The sequence below is a fragment of the Kitasatospora sp. NPDC092039 genome (assembly GCF_044756065.1).
In the GTDB taxonomy this organism is placed as follows: Bacteria; Actinomycetota; Actinomycetes; order Streptomycetales; family Streptomycetaceae; genus Kitasatospora.
Genome location: NZ_JBIVSD010000001.1, coordinates 613,517 through 631,333 on the forward strand (window position 1 = coordinate 613,517; position 17,817 = coordinate 631,333).

The 17,817-nt window shown below is 74.2% G+C and carries 13 protein-coding genes; 6 read left to right on the forward strand and 7 right to left on the reverse strand.

All coding sequences use genetic code 11. The features are described from left to right. Positions 1 to 196: 196 nt before the first annotated feature. On the forward strand, positions 197 to 1,600 hold the full coding sequence (locus tag ACIQI7_RS02720) for a lytic transglycosylase domain-containing protein (protein ID WP_401104227.1): 1,404 nt from the start codon (positions 197 to 199) through the stop codon (positions 1,598 to 1,600). A gap of 127 nt (positions 1,601 to 1,727) precedes the next feature. Here ACIQI7_RS02720 and ACIQI7_RS02725 read toward each other — a convergent pair whose 3' ends face one another. After that, complete coding sequence (locus ACIQI7_RS02725; RefSeq protein WP_401104230.1) at positions 1,728 to 2,237, reverse strand: GbsR/MarR family transcriptional regulator; 510 nt, start codon at positions 2,235 to 2,237, stop codon at positions 1,728 to 1,730. A gap of 96 nt (positions 2,238 to 2,333) precedes the next feature. On the opposite strand from ACIQI7_RS02725, the gene ACIQI7_RS02730 reads away from it, so the two are divergent. Together ACIQI7_RS02730 and ACIQI7_RS02735 are read left to right on the forward strand one after the other, a co-directional pair. Continuing rightward, complete coding sequence (locus ACIQI7_RS02730; RefSeq protein WP_401104233.1) at positions 2,334 to 3,260, forward strand: ABC transporter ATP-binding protein; 927 nt, start codon at positions 2,334 to 2,336, stop codon at positions 3,258 to 3,260. After that, complete coding sequence (locus ACIQI7_RS02735) at positions 3,257 to 4,915, forward strand: ABC transporter permease (protein ID WP_401104235.1); 1,659 nt, start codon at positions 3,257 to 3,259, stop codon at positions 4,913 to 4,915. Before ACIQI7_RS02730 ends, ACIQI7_RS02735 begins: the two co-directional genes overlap by 4 nt. A gap of 105 nt (positions 4,916 to 5,020) precedes the next feature. On the opposite strand, the gene ACIQI7_RS02740 is transcribed toward ACIQI7_RS02735, so the two are convergent. Next, the gene (locus ACIQI7_RS02740; protein ID WP_401104238.1) at positions 5,021 to 5,608 is read right to left on the reverse strand and encodes a TerD family protein; all 588 of its coding nucleotides are present in this window, start codon (positions 5,606 to 5,608) and stop codon (positions 5,021 to 5,023) included. Between the two features lie 394 nt (positions 5,609 to 6,002). Between ACIQI7_RS02740 and ACIQI7_RS02745 the strand changes: the two genes are divergently transcribed. Further along, on the forward strand, positions 6,003 to 8,240 hold the full coding sequence (locus tag ACIQI7_RS02745) for a hypothetical protein (RefSeq protein ID WP_401104241.1): 2,238 nt from the start codon (positions 6,003 to 6,005) through the stop codon (positions 8,238 to 8,240). Here ACIQI7_RS02745 and ACIQI7_RS02750 read toward each other — a convergent pair. Both ACIQI7_RS02750 and ACIQI7_RS02755 read right to left on the reverse strand, forming a co-directional pair. Next, complete coding sequence (locus ACIQI7_RS02750) at positions 8,237 to 9,316, reverse strand: TolB family protein (RefSeq protein WP_401104242.1); 1,080 nt, start codon at positions 9,314 to 9,316, stop codon at positions 8,237 to 8,239. The genes ACIQI7_RS02745 and ACIQI7_RS02750 overlap by 4 nt on opposite strands. Positions 9,317 to 9,418: 102 nt before the next feature. Further along, a complete protein-coding gene (locus tag ACIQI7_RS02755; protein ID WP_401104244.1) occupies positions 9,419 to 10,075 on the reverse strand; it encodes a class I SAM-dependent methyltransferase in 657 nt (218 codons plus the stop codon). Between the two features lie 285 nt (positions 10,076 to 10,360). Here ACIQI7_RS02755 and ACIQI7_RS02760 point away from each other — a divergent pair, with 285 nt between their 5' ends. Continuing rightward, complete coding sequence (locus tag ACIQI7_RS02760) at positions 10,361 to 12,709, forward strand: glycosyl hydrolase family 18 protein (protein WP_401104247.1); 2,349 nt, start codon at positions 10,361 to 10,363, stop codon at positions 12,707 to 12,709. A gap of 112 nt (positions 12,710 to 12,821) precedes the next feature. Here the strand turns inward: ACIQI7_RS02760 and yidD are convergent, their stop codons facing one another. Further along, positions 12,822 to 13,379, reverse strand: a complete 558-nt coding sequence (yidD, locus tag ACIQI7_RS02765; RefSeq protein ID WP_401104250.1) for a membrane protein insertion efficiency factor YidD — start codon at positions 13,377 to 13,379, stop codon at positions 12,822 to 12,824. A 170-nt stretch (positions 13,380 to 13,549) separates the two neighbouring features. After that, positions 13,550 to 14,317, reverse strand: a complete 768-nt coding sequence (locus ACIQI7_RS02770; protein ID WP_387753595.1) for a hypothetical protein — start codon at positions 14,315 to 14,317, stop codon at positions 13,550 to 13,552. Between the two features lie 213 nt (positions 14,318 to 14,530). Here ACIQI7_RS02770 and ACIQI7_RS02775 point away from each other — a divergent pair, with 213 nt between their 5' ends. Continuing rightward, positions 14,531 to 15,205, forward strand: coding sequence for a hypothetical protein (locus tag ACIQI7_RS02775; protein WP_401104252.1), 675 nt, complete (start codon positions 14,531 to 14,533; stop codon positions 15,203 to 15,205). A 953-nt stretch (positions 15,206 to 16,158) separates the two neighbouring features. Here the strand turns inward: ACIQI7_RS02775 and ACIQI7_RS02780 are convergent. Next, the gene (locus ACIQI7_RS02780) at positions 16,159 to 17,565 is read right to left on the reverse strand and encodes a family 2B encapsulin nanocompartment shell protein (RefSeq protein ID WP_401104255.1); all 1,407 of its coding nucleotides are present in this window, start codon (positions 17,563 to 17,565) and stop codon (positions 16,159 to 16,161) included. Positions 17,566 to 17,817 lie beyond the last annotated feature (252 nt).

Here is a 17,817-nt window from a genome sequence, read left to right on the forward strand (position 1 = left end):
ACTCCGGCCGCACCCCCGCCGAAGTGCCGATTCAACCCCTCGGCGGGCTCCGGTCCACCTCCCGGTCACCCTGTCCCTGTCAGATCGTCGTGATACTAATCGTCCGGTGGTGGGCCCAGCCCTCGGTGGGGCGGGCACGATGACGGCAGCTCAACCGTTCCGGGAGGGTCCGGGCGGCGACGGGGAGGGGTAGCGGATGACGGCGCGGACCGGCAAGGCCGGGGGCGGGCGCAGGCTCCGGATCGGCAAGCGGCTCACGGGCACCGCGGCGGCCTTCGCCGCGCTGGCCGCGCTGACCGGCTCTCAGGTGACGGGCATCGGGCTCGCCCCGGTCGCGGCCGCCGACGCCGGCCCGACGAACGGCGCCGCGGGCCAGGGCGCCGGTCGCGCCCTGCCCACCGGCGGCCCCTCGACCGACCTCCCCGGCACCTTCGGCACCGGCGTCCCGGCCGACGGCGGCGGCACCGTCCACCTCCCTCAGCCGCCCGGCGCGCTGCCCGGCCTGCCCCCGGCCGGCCCGTTCGCGGCCACCGGGCCCGCGCTGCCCGCCACCGTGCTCGCCGCCTACCGGCAGGCGGAGGCCGCGCTGGCGCAGCGCTCGCCTGGCTGCCACCTGCCCTGGCAGCTGCTCGCCGCGATCGGCCAGGTCGAGTCCGGCCAGGCCAACGGCGGCCGGGTGGACACGGCGGGCACGACCCTCACCCCGATCCTCGGCCCGGCCCTGGACGGCAACGGCTTCGCCGCGATATCCGACACCGACGGCGGCCGCTACGACGGCGACGCCCGCTGGGACCGCGCCGTCGGGCCGATGCAGTTCATCCCGTCCACCTGGGCCTCCTGGGGCGTGGACGCCAACGGTGACGGCAAGGCCGACCCGAACAACGTCTTCGACGCCACCGAGAGCGCCGGCCGCTACCTGTGCGCGGGCGGCCGCGACCTCGCCGACCCGGCCCAGCTCGACCGGGCGGTGCTCAGCTACAACAACTCGGGCGAGTACCTGCGGACGGTGCGCAACTGGATGGCGCACTTCGGCAGCGGCACGGTGACGACCGTCCCCAACCGTCCCGGCTCCCCGGTTCCGCCCACCTCACCGAGCACGCCGTACCTCCCCGGCCCGTCGGCCGGCGGCTCGGGAGCGGGCGCCGGCGGCACGCCCACCACGGAGCCGCAGCCGACCACCCCGGTCACCCCGGCTCCGGACCAGTCGCCGAGCGCCCGGCCGACGACGAGCCCGAGCGCCACCGCCACGCCCACGCCCGGCGGTTCGACCTCGCCGTCCGCGACGCCGACGACCACTCCCAGCGGCGGCACCTCCCCGACGGCGACCCCGACCGGTACGCCCACCGGCACGCCGACGGGCACCCCGACCGGAACGCCCACCGCCTGCCCTGACCCGACGGCCACGCCCACCGGCACGCCCACCCCGACGGGAACCCCGTCCCCGGCCGCCACGCCCACCGGCACCCCGACGGCGACGCCGCTCCCGGGCTGCCCCACCCCGACGGCCGGCGCCACCCCGACCGCCGCCACCACCCCGAGCGGCGCGCCCGGGAGCACGCCCAGCGCCGCGTTCTCGCCGTCGGCCGCCCCGACGAAGTGAGCCCGGGGGCGCGGTTCCCGCTCCGGGGGCCGCGCCCCACCGCTGTTCACGACTCGCGGCGCCGTCCGGCCCGACCGCCCGGAGGCGTCGACGACGCGCGCGTTCCCTCCGCGCCGCCCGCGGGCCGCTACCGCGCCTGGGCCGCGCGGTGCTCGCGCCAGCGGCCCAGCATCCCGTGCAGCTCGTCGATCATGAACTCGAAGAAGTCGGCGCTCTCCGCCAGCCGCTCCCCCGCCACCGTCCCGGCGCCGACGGTGGCCTCGCCGTCGCGCAGCACCCGGATCCAGCGCAGCATGATCTCGTCCCGCCGGGTCAGCGACTCGAACCAGACGTCGTTGAGCACCCGGTAGCGGTCCCGCCGGGAGCCGGGCTCGCGCTCCTTGGCGACCAGACCGACCTGGGTCAGGTAGCGCATCGCACCGGAGACCGCGGCCGGGCTGATCCGCAGGCGCTCGGAGAGCTCGGCGGAGGTGAGCACCCCGCTCTCCTCCGCCATCAGGCAGGAGAAGATCCGGGACGGCATCCGTCCCATGCCCGCGACCACCAGCTCCGCCGCGAAGCGCTCGACGAAGTCCGACACCGCCTTGTCCCCGCGCTCCCGCTCCGGACCCTCCGCCGCCTCCGTCCCCTGCACCACCCTGCACCTCTTTCCGGTGATCACTCGTCCCTGCTCCCGAACTTTAACGCCTTCGCAACCTTCACGTTTTTCTGAAACTACGATAGCTTCAAAACCATGACCACGGCCATCACCCTGTCCGGCCTGCGCAAGAACTTCGGCCGGACCACCGCACTGGACGGCCTCGACCTCACCGTCGAGACCGGCGAGGTCCACGGCTTCCTCGGGCCCAACGGGGCCGGGAAGTCCACGACCATCCGCATCCTGCTCGGCCTGCTGCGCGCCGACGGCGGCAGCGCCCGGATGCTCGGCAAGGACCCGTGGCGCGACGCCGTCGAGCTGCACCGCCGCCTCGCCTACGTGCCCGGCGACGTCGAACTCTGGCCCAACCTCACCGGCGGCGAGGCCATCGACCTGCTCTCCCGGCTGCGCGGCCGGCTCGACCGCCGCCGCCGGGACGAGCTGATCGAGCGCTTCGACCTCGACCCGACCAAGAAGGGCCGCAGCTACTCCAAGGGCAACCGGCAGAAGGTCGCCATCATCGCCGCGCTCGCCTCCGACGCCGAGCTGCTGCTCCTCGACGAGCCGACCTCCGGCCTCGACCCGCTGATGGAGGTGGTCTTCCAGGACGTCGTGCGCCGGGCCAAGCACGAGGGCCGCACCGTCCTGCTCTCCAGCCACATCCTGGACGAGGTGGAGAAGCTGGGCGACCGCGTCAGCATCCTCCGGCACGGCCGGGTCGTGCAGAGCGGCACCCTCGGCGAGCTGCGCCACCTCACCCGCACCACCGTCGAGGCCCGGACCCTGCGCCCGGTCGCCGGACTGGACGCGCTGCCCGGCGTGCACGGCCTGCGCACCGAGGGCGACCTGGTCCGGTTCGCCGTGGACGGCGCCCAACTCGACGCCGCCGTGCGTGCGCTGAGCGCGGCCGGACTGCGCGGCCTGATCAGCCACCCGCCCACCCTGGAGGAGCTCATGCTGCGCCACTACGGCGGCGGGTCGGCCGCCGACGGGCACCGCGTCGAGGACGAGGCCGCGCGATGACCGCCACCACCGCCGAGCCGGCCGCCGGCCGCGCCACCGCACCCCGCCGCCCGGCGGCCCGCACCACCCTGGCCGGCACCGCCGTACTGCTCCGCTTCGCCCTGCGCCGCGACCGCCTCCGGCTGTCCGCCTGGGTGCTCGGCCTCTGGCTGGTCACCCTGGCCACCGCCGACAGCGTCCACACCGTCTACCCGACCGCCGCCGACCGCGCCTCGATCGCCCACGGCTCGGACAACCCGGCGCTGCTCGCCATGAGCGGCCCGGCCCACTACCTGGCCGACTACACCTGGGGCGCCATGCTCGGCCACCGGCTGCTCGGCCTGCTGGCCGTACTGACCGCGCTGCTGAGCGTCCTGACCGTCACCCGGCACACCCGGGGCGAGGAGGAGAGCGGACGCGCCGAACTGCTCCGGTCCGCCGCCGTCGGCCGGCACGCCCCGCTCGCCGCCGCCCTGGCCACCGCCGCCGTCACCGACCTCGCACTCGGCCTGCTCCTCGCCGCCGGCCTGCCCGCACTCGGCATCCCCGGCCTCAGCGCCGCCGGATCGGCGCTGTACGGGGCCTCGGCCGCTCTCGCCGGGCTGCTGTTCGCCGCGGTGGCCGCCGTCACCGTCCAGCTCAGCGCGCACACCCGGATCGCCTCCGGACTGGCCCTCGCCGTGCTCGGCGCCGCCTACGCGCTGCGCGCCGCCGGGGACGCCGGCTCCGGCGCCCTCTCCTGGGCCTCGCCGATCGGCTGGCTGCAGCGCGGCTACCCCTTCGTGGACGACCGCTGGTGGCCGCTGCTGCCCGCGCTCGTCCTGACCGCCGCGACCGGCGCCGCCGGGTTCGCGCTCAGCAGCCGCCGGGACCACGGCGCCGGCCTGCGCGCCGCCCGCCCCGGCCCGGCCACCGGCGGCCCGGCCCTGGGCACCCCGTTCGGCCTCGCGCTGCGCCTGCACCGCGGCCTGCTCGGCGGTTTCGCGGCCGCCCTGCTGCTGGTCGGCGCGATGTACGGCTCACTGCTCGGCAGCGCCGACTCGATGCTCAAGGACGTCGACCGGATCCGGGAGGCGCTGGACCGGCTCGGCGGGCACACCCTCGCCGACTCCTACGCCGCGCTGACCATGCTGGTGGTCGCGGTGGTCGGCGGCGTCCACGCGGTGCTGGCCACGCTGCGCCCGCGCGCCGAGGAGAGCGCCGGACGGGCGGTGCCGGTACTGGCCACCGGCGTGTCGCGGTCCGCCTGGCTGGGCGGGCACCTGGCGGCGGCGCTGCTGGGATCCACCGCCGTGCTGCTCGCGGCGGGTGCGGGCTTCGGCCTGGCCGGTGCGCTGTCCAGCGGCGACGGGGGCGCGTTCCTCCGTCTGACCGGCGCGGCGCTGGCCTTCGCGCCCGCCCAGTGGGTGACGGTGGGTTTCGCCGCCGCGGTGTACGGCTGGCTGCCCCGGGCGGCGCCGCTGACCTGGCTGGTGCCCGCGTACGCCTTCGTGATCGGCTACCTGGGCCCGCTGCTCGACCTCCCCGCGGGCCTGGAGCGGCTCTCCCCGTACGGCCGGGTGCCCCGGCTCCCGGCGGCCGCGATGGACTGGACGCCGCTCGTGGTGCTCACCCTGGTCGCGGCCGCCCTGCTCGCCCTGGCCCTGGCCGGGTTCCGGCGCCGCGACATCGACTGACGCCGGTTCGCCGGGCACCGCGCACCGGACACCGGACACCGGAACCCTCCGAAGCGCCTCGGCGGCGCCTCGGAGGGAAGGCCGGACGAAGGCCCGGACGGGGACTCAGAGGTGCTTGACCAGCTCCGGCATCAGGTCCTGGAAGGTCCGCCCACTGGCCGGCTGGCCGATCGCGGCCATCTGCCAACCGGTCGCCGTGCGCTGCACCTTGGCCATGATCTGGGCGGTGTACGGGCCGCCGCCGGTGAGCGTGTAGCGCGCCAGCTCGACGCCGGTGGTCTCGTCCACGAGCCGGCAGAAGGCCGCCTCGACCTCCTGGAAGGTCTGCCCGGTGAAGGAGTTGACGGTGAAGAGGATCTGGTCGACCTCGGCCGCGACGCTGGTCAGGTCGACCGTGATCGACTCGTCGTCGCTCGCGTCGCCCGAGCCCCCGACGAGGTTGTCCCCACTGTGCCGGACGGAACCGTCGTCGCTGTTGAGGTGCTGGAAGAAGACCACGTCCACCGGCCGCCCCTGGGCGAACAGCACCGCCGACGCGTCCAGGTCGATCTCCCGGCCGGCCGCGAGCAGCTTGGCCATGAAGCCCTTGCGCTCCACGGCCTTCCAGCCGAGGCCCATCCGGACCAGGCTCAGCTGCCCACCTCCCGGCTTCTCCAGGCTGATCTTCTGTCCCTTGGCCAGCGAAACGCTCATCGCGTCCTCCTCGTTCTGCCACCGCCCGTGCCGCGAATCTACAGCACTGTAGAGAATTTATGATCATCGACGGCGTCCTGGGAGCACCTGTACCCCGATCTCCCCCGACCCTCACCCCGACAACGGTCCGCACACTGAGGGAACCAGCGGTCCGACGTCTGGCGTAGCCGTGGACCGCGACCGGACGACCGGGGCAGCGCACAGTCTAGGGTCGGCCCCGGGACGGCGCCCGGCGGAGCCGACGCGCCGCCCGCGCACCCGTCGCGGCGCTCACGACCCGACGTGCTCACGACCCGCGGCATTCACCACTCGCCGTGCTCACGACTCGCAGTGCTCACGACCGTTCCCGGGCCACGCCGACCCGCGCCGGCCCGCTCACGCTGGGGGGAAAACCATGCCCGAGCAGCACGAAGGAACCGAACGGCACGCAACACCGCAACGACCCGGGGGATCCCGCCTCGGCCGCCGCCGGCTGCTCCGGGCCGGCCTCGGCGCGGGCGGCGCCCTGGCCACCGTACGGCTGCTGCCCGGCGGCACCGCCCGGGCCGCCGCGGCGCCGGACACCGACCACGGCACCGCGCAGTACGACGGCAGCCGGCCGGCCACGCGGAACGCCGGCCCGCGCACCGGCACCGCCACCACCGCGCAGGTCTGGCCGGACTGGGCCCGCTACGCCCGCATCGCCGACGGCACCTTCAACGAGCCCGCCGACATGCAGGGCTACATCGACGCCCTCAAGGCGCAGGAGGTGAGCGTCATCGAGCTGGACACCCTGCTCTCCGACTGGCTCACCGACGCCCAGTTCGCCGCCCACATGGCCGAGGTGAAGACGTTCACCGGCCTGGCCCACGCCGCCGGCCTCAAGGTCGTCATGTACTACCCGTCCCTGGAGCTGATCTCCCCCGGCGGCGAGAAGGGCCGTTCCTTCTACAAGAACGACCAGGGCGGGAACTGGGTCCAGCGCGACCTCGCCGGGAAGCCCAACGTGTTCTACGGCAGCGTGGTGGTCTGGGTCGACCCGGGCGACGAGAGCGTCTGGCTCAGCCCCAACTCTCCCTGGCGGGACTACTACCTCAAGCGGATCAAGGGCGTGGCCGCGACCGGCGTGGACGGCATCTGGCCGGACGTCCCGATCTACTTCGACGGCGTGCTCTCCTGGTGCGACGCCTCCACCTGGGGCGCGGCCGCGTTCAAGGCCGACACCGGCCTGGCCCTGCCCAAGGCCGCGGACTTCGCCGACCCGGTCTTCCGCCGCTACGTGGAGTGGCGCCACCGCAACCTGCTCCGGTTCCAGCTGGACATCGCCGAAGCGGGCCGCTCGGTCAACCCCGACCTGGTCACCTTCGTCGAGACCGTCTCGATGGACTACCGCTACGCCACCTCGATCGGCCTGGACGGCGGCTACCTGCGCCAGGCCCCCGGCGCCGTCAGCCAGGTCTGGGAGGTGGACATCCTCGGCAACTACGACGGCATGCGGCACGCCACCGCCTCCGACTGGGTCTGCCTGATCTCCATGTACAAGTACGCCCGCGCCGCCAGCGGCACCAAGCCGGCCTGGGCCTTCTCCTACGGCTGGCAGGCCGACGACGCCTCGCTGGTGATGTCCCAGCTGATCGCGGCCGGCTGCAACCCGTACGAGGTGAAGACCCCGTTCAAGAACGACACCGTCGACGCCGCGATGCGCACCCGGATGTACCGCTTCGTGCGCACCAACCAGGCGAAGCTCTACGACCCGGCCCCGATCGCGCAGGTCGGCGTCTACCACTCGGCGCCGTCCCGGGACTACGTGGCCCCGGGCGAGGGCAACGGGATGTACGTCAACGCCACGGCGCCGGCCGGGATCACCGACTGGTGGGGCGGCGACGACCCGGAGATGAGCTGCGCCTCGATCCCCTGGCTCGGCGAGTTCCGGGGCACCGTCAAAGCACTGGTCTACGCCCACGTCCCGTTCGACACCGTGCCCAGTCCCGGCCTGACCGCCGAGGACCTGGCCCGCTTCAAGGTCCTCCTGCTGCCCAACCTGCAGGCGGTCTCGGACGCGGAGGCGGCGCTGCTGCGCGGCTTCGTCTCGGCCGGCGGGACGATCGTGATCACCGGCCCGGCACCCACCGCGCTGGACGAACTGGGCGGCCGGCGGGCCGAGTTCGCGCTCTCCGACGTGCTCGGCCTGCGCAGGGCCGACCCGCTGCCCGCCAGCAGGCAGAACTCCTACGGCAGCGGCAGCTGCTGGTACGTCAAGGGGCTGCCCGGGCTGAGCTACCTCGCCAGGACCGACCAGGCCTCGGCGGACCAACTGCTCACCGCCGTCCGGCAGTCCGCCCCGCCCGCGGTCACCCTGGCCGGGGACCGCCGGATCTTCCTGGACGCCCGGCGGCTCGGCGCCGACACCGTCGTCCACCTGGTGAACTTCACCAACTTCGGTGACGCCCCGGCGGCGTTCCGCAGCACACCCGCCAACTGCACGCTCTCCTACGCGCTCCCGGCCAGCGCGGGCGTCACCGCCGTCACCGTCGCCAGCCCGGACGGCACCGACCCGGCGCCCAAGGCCGTCCCGTACACCGTCACCGCCGGGACGGTCAGCGTGCCGCTGACCGTCGCGCAGTACTCGGTGGTGACGATCACCGTCGGCTAACGGGTGCTCGGGGCCCGGATGAGCCAGAGGGCGGCGGGCCCGGCCTCGCCGCCCGGGGCGGACTCGAAGGCGATCCACCGCCCATCCGGGGACCAGCTCGGCGCGCCGTCGTAGGCGGTGTCGTCCCGGGTCACCCGGACGGGAGTGCCGCCGGCGGCGTCCACCACGAAGACCTGGGCGTTCGGCAGGTCGCCCAGGGTGGAGGAGAACACCAGGTAGCGGCCGTCCGGGGACCAGCTGGGGTCGGTGTGCTCGCCCGGTGAGTCGACGACCCGGCGCAGCCCGCCGCCGTCCGCGTCCACCGTCCACAGCGACCAGTCCTCGCCGCCGGCGCTCCGCCGCTGGAAGACGATCCGGTCGCCCGTCGGGGACCAGTTCGGCTGCCGGTTGTCACTGCCGGTGCCCCGGCCGTCCACCAGCAGCACGGGCGCGCCGCCACCGCGGCGGACCTTCCAGAGCGAGTCCTGCTCGGCCGTGTCGCCCCGCGCGGCGGCGTGCTCCGGCTCCCTGCTCCGCTGGAAGACGATCCACTCGCCGTCCGGGGAGAAGCTCGGCTCGCTGTAGCCGCTGCCGTCGGCGTGGCTGGTCACCCGCTCCGGGACGCCGCCCGGCCTCATCAGCCAGACCTCGTCGTGCCCGGACTCCCGGTCGGTGGCGAAGACGAAGGCGTCGGCGGCGGCGTTCCAGCTGGAGCCGGGGAGGTTGACGGCCGTCCGGTCGGGGTCCTCCAGCACCGTGCGCGGGGCGCCGCCGTCCAGTGGCAGGACGCCGAGGGCGGCGGCGCCCTGGTTGTAGCCCCCGCTGAACTCGGTCAGCAGCACCGAGCGGCCGTCCGGGGCGAAGGCGGGGTTCTGCGCGCTGCGGCCACCGCCGGCGTGGTAGAGCAGCCGGGCGGCGTCGGCGCGGTGCTCGGCACCGGCCGGGGCCTCGGTGACCGCCGGCGCGCCGGTGGTCGCCGGCGCACCGGTGGGGCCGGGCGCCGGCTCCTCCCGGCCGCCGGCCCCGGAGTCCGAGCCGCCGCATCCGGCCAGCAGCACGGCGGCAGCCACGACCGCCGTGAGCGCACGAGTCCTCATGCCCACACGCTAGTTGACGCCACGTCAGCCGTCGTCCGCCGCCGGGCGGATCCGGCTCCGCCCGTCCGGCAGGTACCGCGGACGGGCGGAGCGCCGGACCCGTCAGCCGGCGCTCCGCTCCAGCCGCACCAGCGCGTCCACCGCCACCCGGCCGCCCTGCTCGGCCTGGCCGCCCCCGTCACGCCGGTGGCCGGGCTCGCCGCCGACCGTACGGTGCACCCGCTCGGCCCGGACGGTGCGCAGCCCGCGGTCGGCGAGGTCGGCCAGGACGTCGTCCGGGGTGAAGAGCACGGCCGGGTCCTGCGGGCCGCCGACGCCCTCGGTGAGGTTGCTCAGGTCGTGCCCGATGACCAGCAGGGTGCCGCCGGGGGCGAGCGCGTCGGCGGCCCGGCGCAGCGCCACCCGGCGGTCCGCGGCGGGCAGGTGCAGGTAGGCGACCAGGACGAGGTCGTAGCCGCCGGCGGCGACCTCCAGGGCGCGGGCGTCGCCGTGGCGCCAGGTGAGCCGGTCGGCGACCTCGTCGGGCAGCTCCGCGGTGAGCCGTTCGGCGCGTTCCAGGGCGACGGCGGAGAAGTCCAGTCCGGTGACCTCCCAGCCCTGGGCGGCCAGCCAGATGGCGTTGCGGCCCTCCCCGGCGGCCAGGTCGAGGGCGTGGCCGGGGGCGTGGCCGGTCAGTTCGCGGACCACCCACCGGTTGGGCGCGGAGCCCCACACCAGCTCGCTCGCGGCGTAGCGGTCGTCCCAGTCCTGGCTGTCCATCGCGCCTCCTCCGTTCGACGGCCTGCTCGTACCGGCCAACCTACCGGGCCGCCGCCGGCCCGGCCCGGAACGGTCCAGCGGGCGGACACCCTTGACGGCGAATATTGGTCCAGTCCAATCTGTTCAGTCGTGACGTGCCCGGGTCGACGGCCCGGCAGGTCCGCGCACCGTTCGTCAGCACGCGTCACCAGCCCGCGCGCCCCCACCGCGCCCGGGCCGGCTCCCCTCGGCCCGCCCCGGGCCACCGCACCGCCGGAACCCCCACACATCCGGAGGACCCACCGCATGCACGACCGTGTCCTGCCCGCACGGCCCGCTCACCCCTCCGGGGAGCGCGCCGGCCGCCGGGCCGCCCACCGCAGAAGGGCCACCGCGCTGGCGCTGGCCGCCACCCTGACCACCAGCGGCGCGGCCATCGCCCTGACCTTCGGCTCCGCCTCGGCCGCCCCGGTCGACCTGCTGGCCAACGGCGGCTTCGAGACCGGCACCCTGGCCGGCTGGAGCTGCTCCAACGGCTCCGTCGTCACCACCCCGGTGCACGGCGGGAGCCGTGCGCTCAGCGGCGCCGCCTCGGCCGCCGACACCGCCCAGTGCCAGCAGACCGTCACCGTCCGGCCGAACACCACGTACACCCTGGCCGGCTGGGTCCAGGGCAGCTACGTCTACCTGGGCGCCACCGGCAGCGGGGTCAACTCCTCGGCCTGGACGCCGGGCGGGACCGGCTGGAACCAGCTGAGCACCACCTTCACCACGGGGGCCGCCACGACCTCCGTCACGGTCTTCACCCACGGCTGGTACGGCACCGGGACGTACTACGCGGACGACCTCACGCTGACCGGCCCGGCCGGCCCCACCTCGACCGCCAGCCCGACGGCCACCGCGAGCCCGACGGCCAGCCCGACCGCGACCAGTAGCCCCACGGCCAGCCCGACCGCGACCAGCAGCCCGACCGCCACCGGCAGCCCGACGGGCACCCCCACGACCACCACCCCGACCCCGACGGCCACCGCGACCGGCCCGGCCGGGGACGGCAAGGTCACCACCCCGACCGGCTTCGCGGTCACCAGGACGACGTCCGACGCGGTGGTGCTCACCTGGCAGCCGTCCACCCTCACCAGCGGTGACGGCCCGGTCGCCTACAAGGTGTGGTCCAACGGCCAGCTGGTCGCCACCTCGATGGGCACCTCGGTCGCGGTCAGCTCGCTGCTGCCGGGCAGGAGCTACACCTTCAGCGTCCAGGGCTACTCCGGCGGCCACGCCTCCGCCCAGTCCGCGCCGGTGAGCACCACCACCGCGGCCGCCCCCGCGCAACGGCCGATCCGCTCGGCGTACTTCGACCAGTGGGGCGTCTACGAGAACGCGTACCACGCGAAGAACGTCGACACCAGCGGCGCGGCGGGCAAACTGGACGTCATCCACTACGCGTTCGCCAACATCGACCCCACCAGGTTCACCTGCTTCCAGGCGGTGAAGGCCTCCGACTCGTCCAACGAGTCCAACCCGAACGCCGGTGACGGCGCGGGCGACGCCTACGCCGACTACCAGGCCGACTACAACTCCGGCACCAGCGTGGACGGCACCGGCGACACCTGGGAGCAGCCGCTCAAGGGCAACTTCAACCAGCTGCGCCAGCTGAAGGCCAAGTACCCGAACCTGCGCTTCACCATCTCGATCGGCGGCTGGACGTACTCCAAGTACTTCTCCGACGCGGCGGCCACCGACAGCTCCCGGAAGGCCTTCGTCTCCTCCTGCGTCGACATGTTCCTCAAGGGGAACCTGCCGACCGGCGTGGCCGGTGACGCCTCCGGCGGTCCGGCCTCGGCGGCGGGCCTCTTCGACGGCATCGACCTCGACTGGGAGTACCCGGGCTCGGCCGGCGGCCACGCCGGCAACCACTACTCCGCGGCCGACAAGCAGAACTTCACCCTGCTGCTCAAGGAGTTCCGCAGCCAGCTGGACGCCCTCGGCGCCGCCCAGGGCAAGCGCTACCTGCTGACCGCCGCGCTGCCCAGCGGCCAGGACAAGGTCGCCCAGCTGGAGACCGACAAGATCGGCGCCTACCTGGACTTCGCCGACGTGATGTCCTACGACATGCACGGTGCGTGGGACGCCAAGGGCCCGACCAACCACCAGGACCCGCTGCACGACAGCCCGGCCGACCCGACCACGCCGATCACCCCGGGCACCCGCAAGTACAACGTGGACACCACGCTCGCCGCCTACACCACCGGTCTGCCCGAGTACGGGATCCCCGGCGGCTTCCCGGCGAACAAGATCGTGCTGGGTATCCCGTTCTACTGGCGCGGCTGGACCGGCGTCCCGGCCGGCTCCGACTACGGCCTGTACCAGAGCGCGACCGGCCCGACGGCGAAGAAGCCGCTGAGCCAGGAGGCCGGCCTGGCCGCCTGGAAGGAGCTCAACCCGACCGCGGCGCAGACCCACTGGGACCCGGTCACCGAGAGCAGCTGGGTCTACGACGGCACGAACTTCTGGACCGGTGACACTCCGCAGGCCGTCCAGGCGCGCGGGGCCTACGCCAAGAGCAAGGGCCTGGGCGGGCTGTTCGCGTTCTCCCTGGAGAACGACGACGCCTCCGGCACGATGCTCAACTCGATGGACGCCGGCCTTCGCTGACGGACGGTCGGCAACCAGCGACGGCCCGCACGGAACCTCCGCGCGGGCCGTCCGCGACCGGCCGTGACCCTGGCCGAGCCGTGACTCCGCCCTCCACACGGCCGGCCGCGGCTCAGCGCGGCGGCACCGGGTCCGCCCCGCCCGCGCCCGGGCGGCAGCGCAGCAGCCGTCCGGCCGTCAGCCGCGCCCCGCGCAGCGCGCCGTGCCGGTGCAGCGCCTGCACCGCGTAGGTCGAGCAGGACGGCGTGTACGGGCAGCAGGCCGGACGTCGGGGGCTGACCTCGGTGCGGTAGTAGCGCACCGCGCCGTACAGCACCCCGGCCGCGAACCCGCGCGGGACGGGGGCGGACGGGTCGGCCGTCCGGCGCTCGCGCACCCCGGTGAGGGCGAAGCGGACGCCGGAGACCATCATCACGGGGATCAGGGCGATCATGCAGGGGTCGGCGATCTCGCAGCAGCCGTCGCCGCAGCAGTCGATCCCCTCGTTCCGAAGGCGCTTGCGCCGCTTGGCCTTGACGTGGTCCTCCTTGCGGTAGCGCTCCCGGTACTCCTCCCAGGCCCGGCGCTGCTTCTTCCGCCGGATCCGCTCCGAGGCGGGCAGCCACCACCAGGCGCGCTCAGGGCGGGCCGGCGGGACGTGGGCGCCGAGATCCGGCGTCGGTTCGGACACTGCTGACGGTCCCCTCGTTGGCTCCGTCGGGGACCGGCCCCCGACGATCCGGGCAAGATTATCCGAGGATCATCTGCCCGGACCGGTCCGGCGGACCGGTGACTGAGCGGGCCAGCGGACCGGCAGCACGGCGGGCCCGCAGCACCGCGGTCGCCGACCCGCCGACCCGCTCAGTCGCCGAGGTTGAGCGAGGGGAAGAGGTCCTCGAACGGCTGGGTGGTCACCGACACGCTCCGGGAGAACGGATTGTCGAAGTCCCAGATCATGAACAACAGGAAGGCGATCAGCACGCTGAAGCAGAGCGCCAGGGTCAACTCCCTCGGCGTACGCCGGATCTGGAGCGCGAACAGCATGCCGACGGTCACCACCGCACCGCCGATCAGCCCGAGCCAGACCACCCCGGGCATCGTCGGCCCGGCGTTCTGTCCGCGCGAGTCGCGGGCCTCGGAGGTCTGGCCGATCCGGTCCATCACCGGCTGGTAGGACTGCGCCTCCAGGTCGGAGGCGGGCGGCCGGGTGGCGACGTCGTTCCGGAGCTTCTCGAGCAGCTGGTCGCCCTTCTCGGTGATCGCACCGTTCTTCTTCATGTAGTCCCACTCGGTGTTCACCACGTACGAGACGTAGGCGTCCACGTCGGCCCGGACCTGGTCCCGGAACTCCACCGGGTAGACCACCGCGCGGTCGCTCACCTCGCGCAGCGACTGCGCCTCGCGGAACAGGTCGTCCTGTGCGGCGCCGCGCGCCTCCCAGACACCCGCGATGGCGAGACCGAGGACGATCGCGTAGACCACCCCGATCATCATCGTGATGTACTCGATGACGTCCGGGGTCTCGTCGCTGCTCTCCTCGATCGGTCGGCGCTGCCTGAGCACCACCACCGCCACCACGACGGCACAGGCCGACGCCATGGCGATGATCAACGCCACCCACTCGGACATGGCAACTCCCTTCTCTGACTTGGCTCGTGACGGAAAGTAAAGGGTCAAGGGGGCGAACCCCGGTCGGGTCGGTCCGGGCCGGCTCCGCCCGGCCCGCCGCCCGGGTCGGGCGGCGGGCCGTCAGGGGGCGGTCAGGACGGGCCCGAGCGGCCGCCGCGTCCCCGGCCACCACGGCCCGGTCGCAGAGCCGCCGCCGCGATCACGGCGGGGACCATGACCAGCACCATCGTGGTGGTCATCGAGAGGCCCTGGTGGCGCCGGGCCATCGGCGCGGCCTTCGCCGCCGGGGCGTGGAACACCGGTCGCGCCGACGGGGTCGGCCACAGCGGGCTCGGACGTGCCGGACTGGGCGACGCCGCGGGGCTGGGGGCCGCCGGGTTCGGCACGGCCGCACTCGGCGCCGCGGGGGCCGCGGGCGCGGGGGCCGCCGGGGCCGGGACGGGTACAGCCGGTGCGGGGGCGGGCGCCGGTGGCGGTGCGGGTGCCGGTGGCGGCGCGGGGGCGGGCGACGCCGGGGGCGCGGATGTCGCAGGCGCCGAGGTGGGGGCCGTGGTCGGACTAGGGGCCGCGGTCGGGCTGGGGGACGGCACGGTCGGCGACGGCGTCGGGGTGGGAGTCGGACTCGGGGTGGGGCTGGGCGTCGGCGTGGGAGTCGGTGTTGGCGTGGGAGTCGACGTCGGCGTCGGTATTGGCGTGGGGGTCGGTGTCGGCGTGGGAGTCGGGGTGGGCGTGTGGGTCGGGGTGGGCGTGGGAGTCGGGGTGGGCGTCAGTGTCGGCGTGGGGGTCGGGGTGGGCGTCGGCGAAAGTGTTGGCGTGGGAGTGGGCGTCGGGGTGGGCGACGGCGTGTGGGTGGGGGTGGGCTTCGGACTCGGACTCGGGCAGGGGTGATGGTGATGGTGGTGCCAGCCGTGGCCGCCGTACCAGTCGTCGTCGTACCAGTCGTCGTCCTCGTCGCCCCCGCCGTGGCCCGGCCCGACCTGCCCGGACCCGGTCTGCGCCGCGACCGGCTGCCCGGTCCCACCGCGCGGGCCCGCCGGACGCGAGGGCGAGGCGAACGGCGGCGAGGGGACGGCGGGCGACGAGAAGGACGGCGAGTGGATCGGGGGGCCGGTGGGCTTCGGCGGCGTGGTCGGCTTCGAGGGCCCGGTCGGCTTCGGCGGCACAGTGGGCTTCGGCGGGCCGGTCGGCTTCGGGGTGGGCTTGGGCGTGGGGCAGGGGTGGTGCCCGTGCGGAGGCCGGGGCCCCGGATGCCCCGGCCCGACGCTCGGCGCCACGTCGACCCCGACCTGGACGTCCACGTCCACGTCGACCGTCACCTGGCCGCCCGGCCGCACCGACATCGACATGTCGGTCTCGTTGCACACGCAGACGTCCACCACCGGGCCGTGCGGGCCGTGCGGGTACCCGCCGGCGTTCCCGGCACCGGACGCGGTCGCCCCGCCGACCAGCGCGCAGAGAGCGACCACGCCGGCCGCCGCCCCGCCCAGCCGCGCCCGCCGCCCGGGCGCCGATCCCCCACCGCCGCCGGGCGGTATCCGGCGGATCTGCCGACGCTGGGGCATGGGCTCCACACACCTCTCGGGTCGTCCGGACACCTCTCGGGTCGTCCGGGGAGGACGGAACGGGCTCGGGCCGACCGGCCGCGAGGGAACGGGTGGCAGGACAGAACAGACATAGCTGTCGAATTCGGTCGCACCCATGACGGAAGACCCATCGGGCGCGACCAGAAGTGATCAGACATGGTCAGGCGGACGGCCTGCCCTCGGGGGCAGGCCGTCCGTCATCAGGTCAAACGATCTTCGAGCCGACCGGTTACGGCCCGTGCTCGCCGTTCCGCGCGCTCAGTGGCGGGTGTGAGCGATCTCCACGTTCTCCAGCACGCCGACCGCGTCCGGCACCAGGATGGCGGCCGAGTAGTAGGCGCTGACCAGGTACGAGATGATCGCCTTCTCGTCGATGCCCATGAAGCGGACCGACAGCGACGGCTGGTACTCGTCCGGGATGCCGGTCTGGTGCAGGCCGATGACGCCCTGGTTGTCCTCGCCGGTACGGATCACCAGGATCGAGCTCGTGTTCTCCTTGGTGATCGGGATCTTGTTGCAGGGCAGGATCGGCACCCCGCGCCAGGCCGGCACCTGCTGCCCGCCGAGGTCGACGTGGGTGGGGTACAGCCCGCGGGCGTTCAGCTCCCGGCCGATCGCGGCGATGGTCCGCGGGTGGGCGAGCAGGTAGTCCGGGTCACGGCGGCGGTTGAGCAGCTCGTCCAGGTCGTCCGGGGTGGGCGGGCCGGAGTGGGTCTGGATGCGCTGGTCGAAGTCGGCGTTGTTGAGCAGGCCGAACTCCGGGTTGTTGACCAGCTCGTGCTCCTGGCGCTCGCGCAGGGCCTCGATCGTCAGCCGCAGCTGGTGCTCGGTCTGGTTCATCGGCTGGTTGTACAGGTCCGCGACGCGGGTGTGGACCTTCAGGACGGTCTGCGCGACGCTCAGCTCGTACTCACGGGGCTTGAGCTCGTAGTCCACGAAGGCGCCGGGCAGCTCGTACTCGCCGTGGTGGCCGGCCGACATCGCGATCTCGGCCTCGCCGCGCTCGTTCTGCGCCTGGAGCGGCAAGGCCAGGAAGGCCTGGAGGTGCTCCTGGAGGCCGGGCGCGTTGTCCCGGATCGTGGCGAAGTCCGCCCGGCTCAGCGTCAGGGCGACACCGGCGGTGGCGGTCTTGGCCGTGAACTCCCAGACGGCGTCGGGGTTCAGCAGCCCGTCCTCGCCGAAGCGGTCGCCGTCGCCGGCCACGCCGACCACGGTCTCGTCGCCGTACTTGCCGGTGCCGATCTTGTTGACCTTGCCGTGGGCGATGAGGAAGATCCTGTCGGCGGCGTCGCCCTGGGTGGTGAGCACCTCGCCGGGGCCGAAGTCCCGCTGCTGGCAGCGGTCGGCCAGGGCGGCGAGGACGTCCTCGTCCTCGTAGCCGCGCAGCAGGGCCAGCTCGCCCAGCTCGGCCGGGATCACCCGCACCTGGGAGCCGGTCTTGATGAACTCCACCACCCCGTTGCCGACGGCGTAGGTGAGCCGGCGGTTGACGCGGTAGGCGCCACCGGCCGCCTGGACCCAGGGGAGCACCTTGAGCAGCCAGCGGGAGGTGATCTCCTGCATCTGCGGTGCGGACTTGGTCGTGGTGGCAAGGTTCCGGGCAGCAGCCGTCGCAAGGCTCTGCTGCTTGGCCTGCACTGCCTCCGGGCTCGTGTCCACGGTCATCGGCAGGGCTCTCCATTCCTGTGATCGGGTCACGCGTCCAGGGGCGTACCGGCCCGCCCTGACGCATGGCATGGCGGACCGTCAGATCCGCTTCTCGGTGGGGGCGTTGGCGAATTTCGCGAAGTACCGGCCACCCTCTCGCGGCGGCCCATCCGGAACCCTAGATCACCAGGCCCCGGCGGAGCCCGAACGAAGGCCCACTACCCCCCGATAGGGTGAATCTCGCCCGGTCCGCCCCTATGGCCCCGAGGA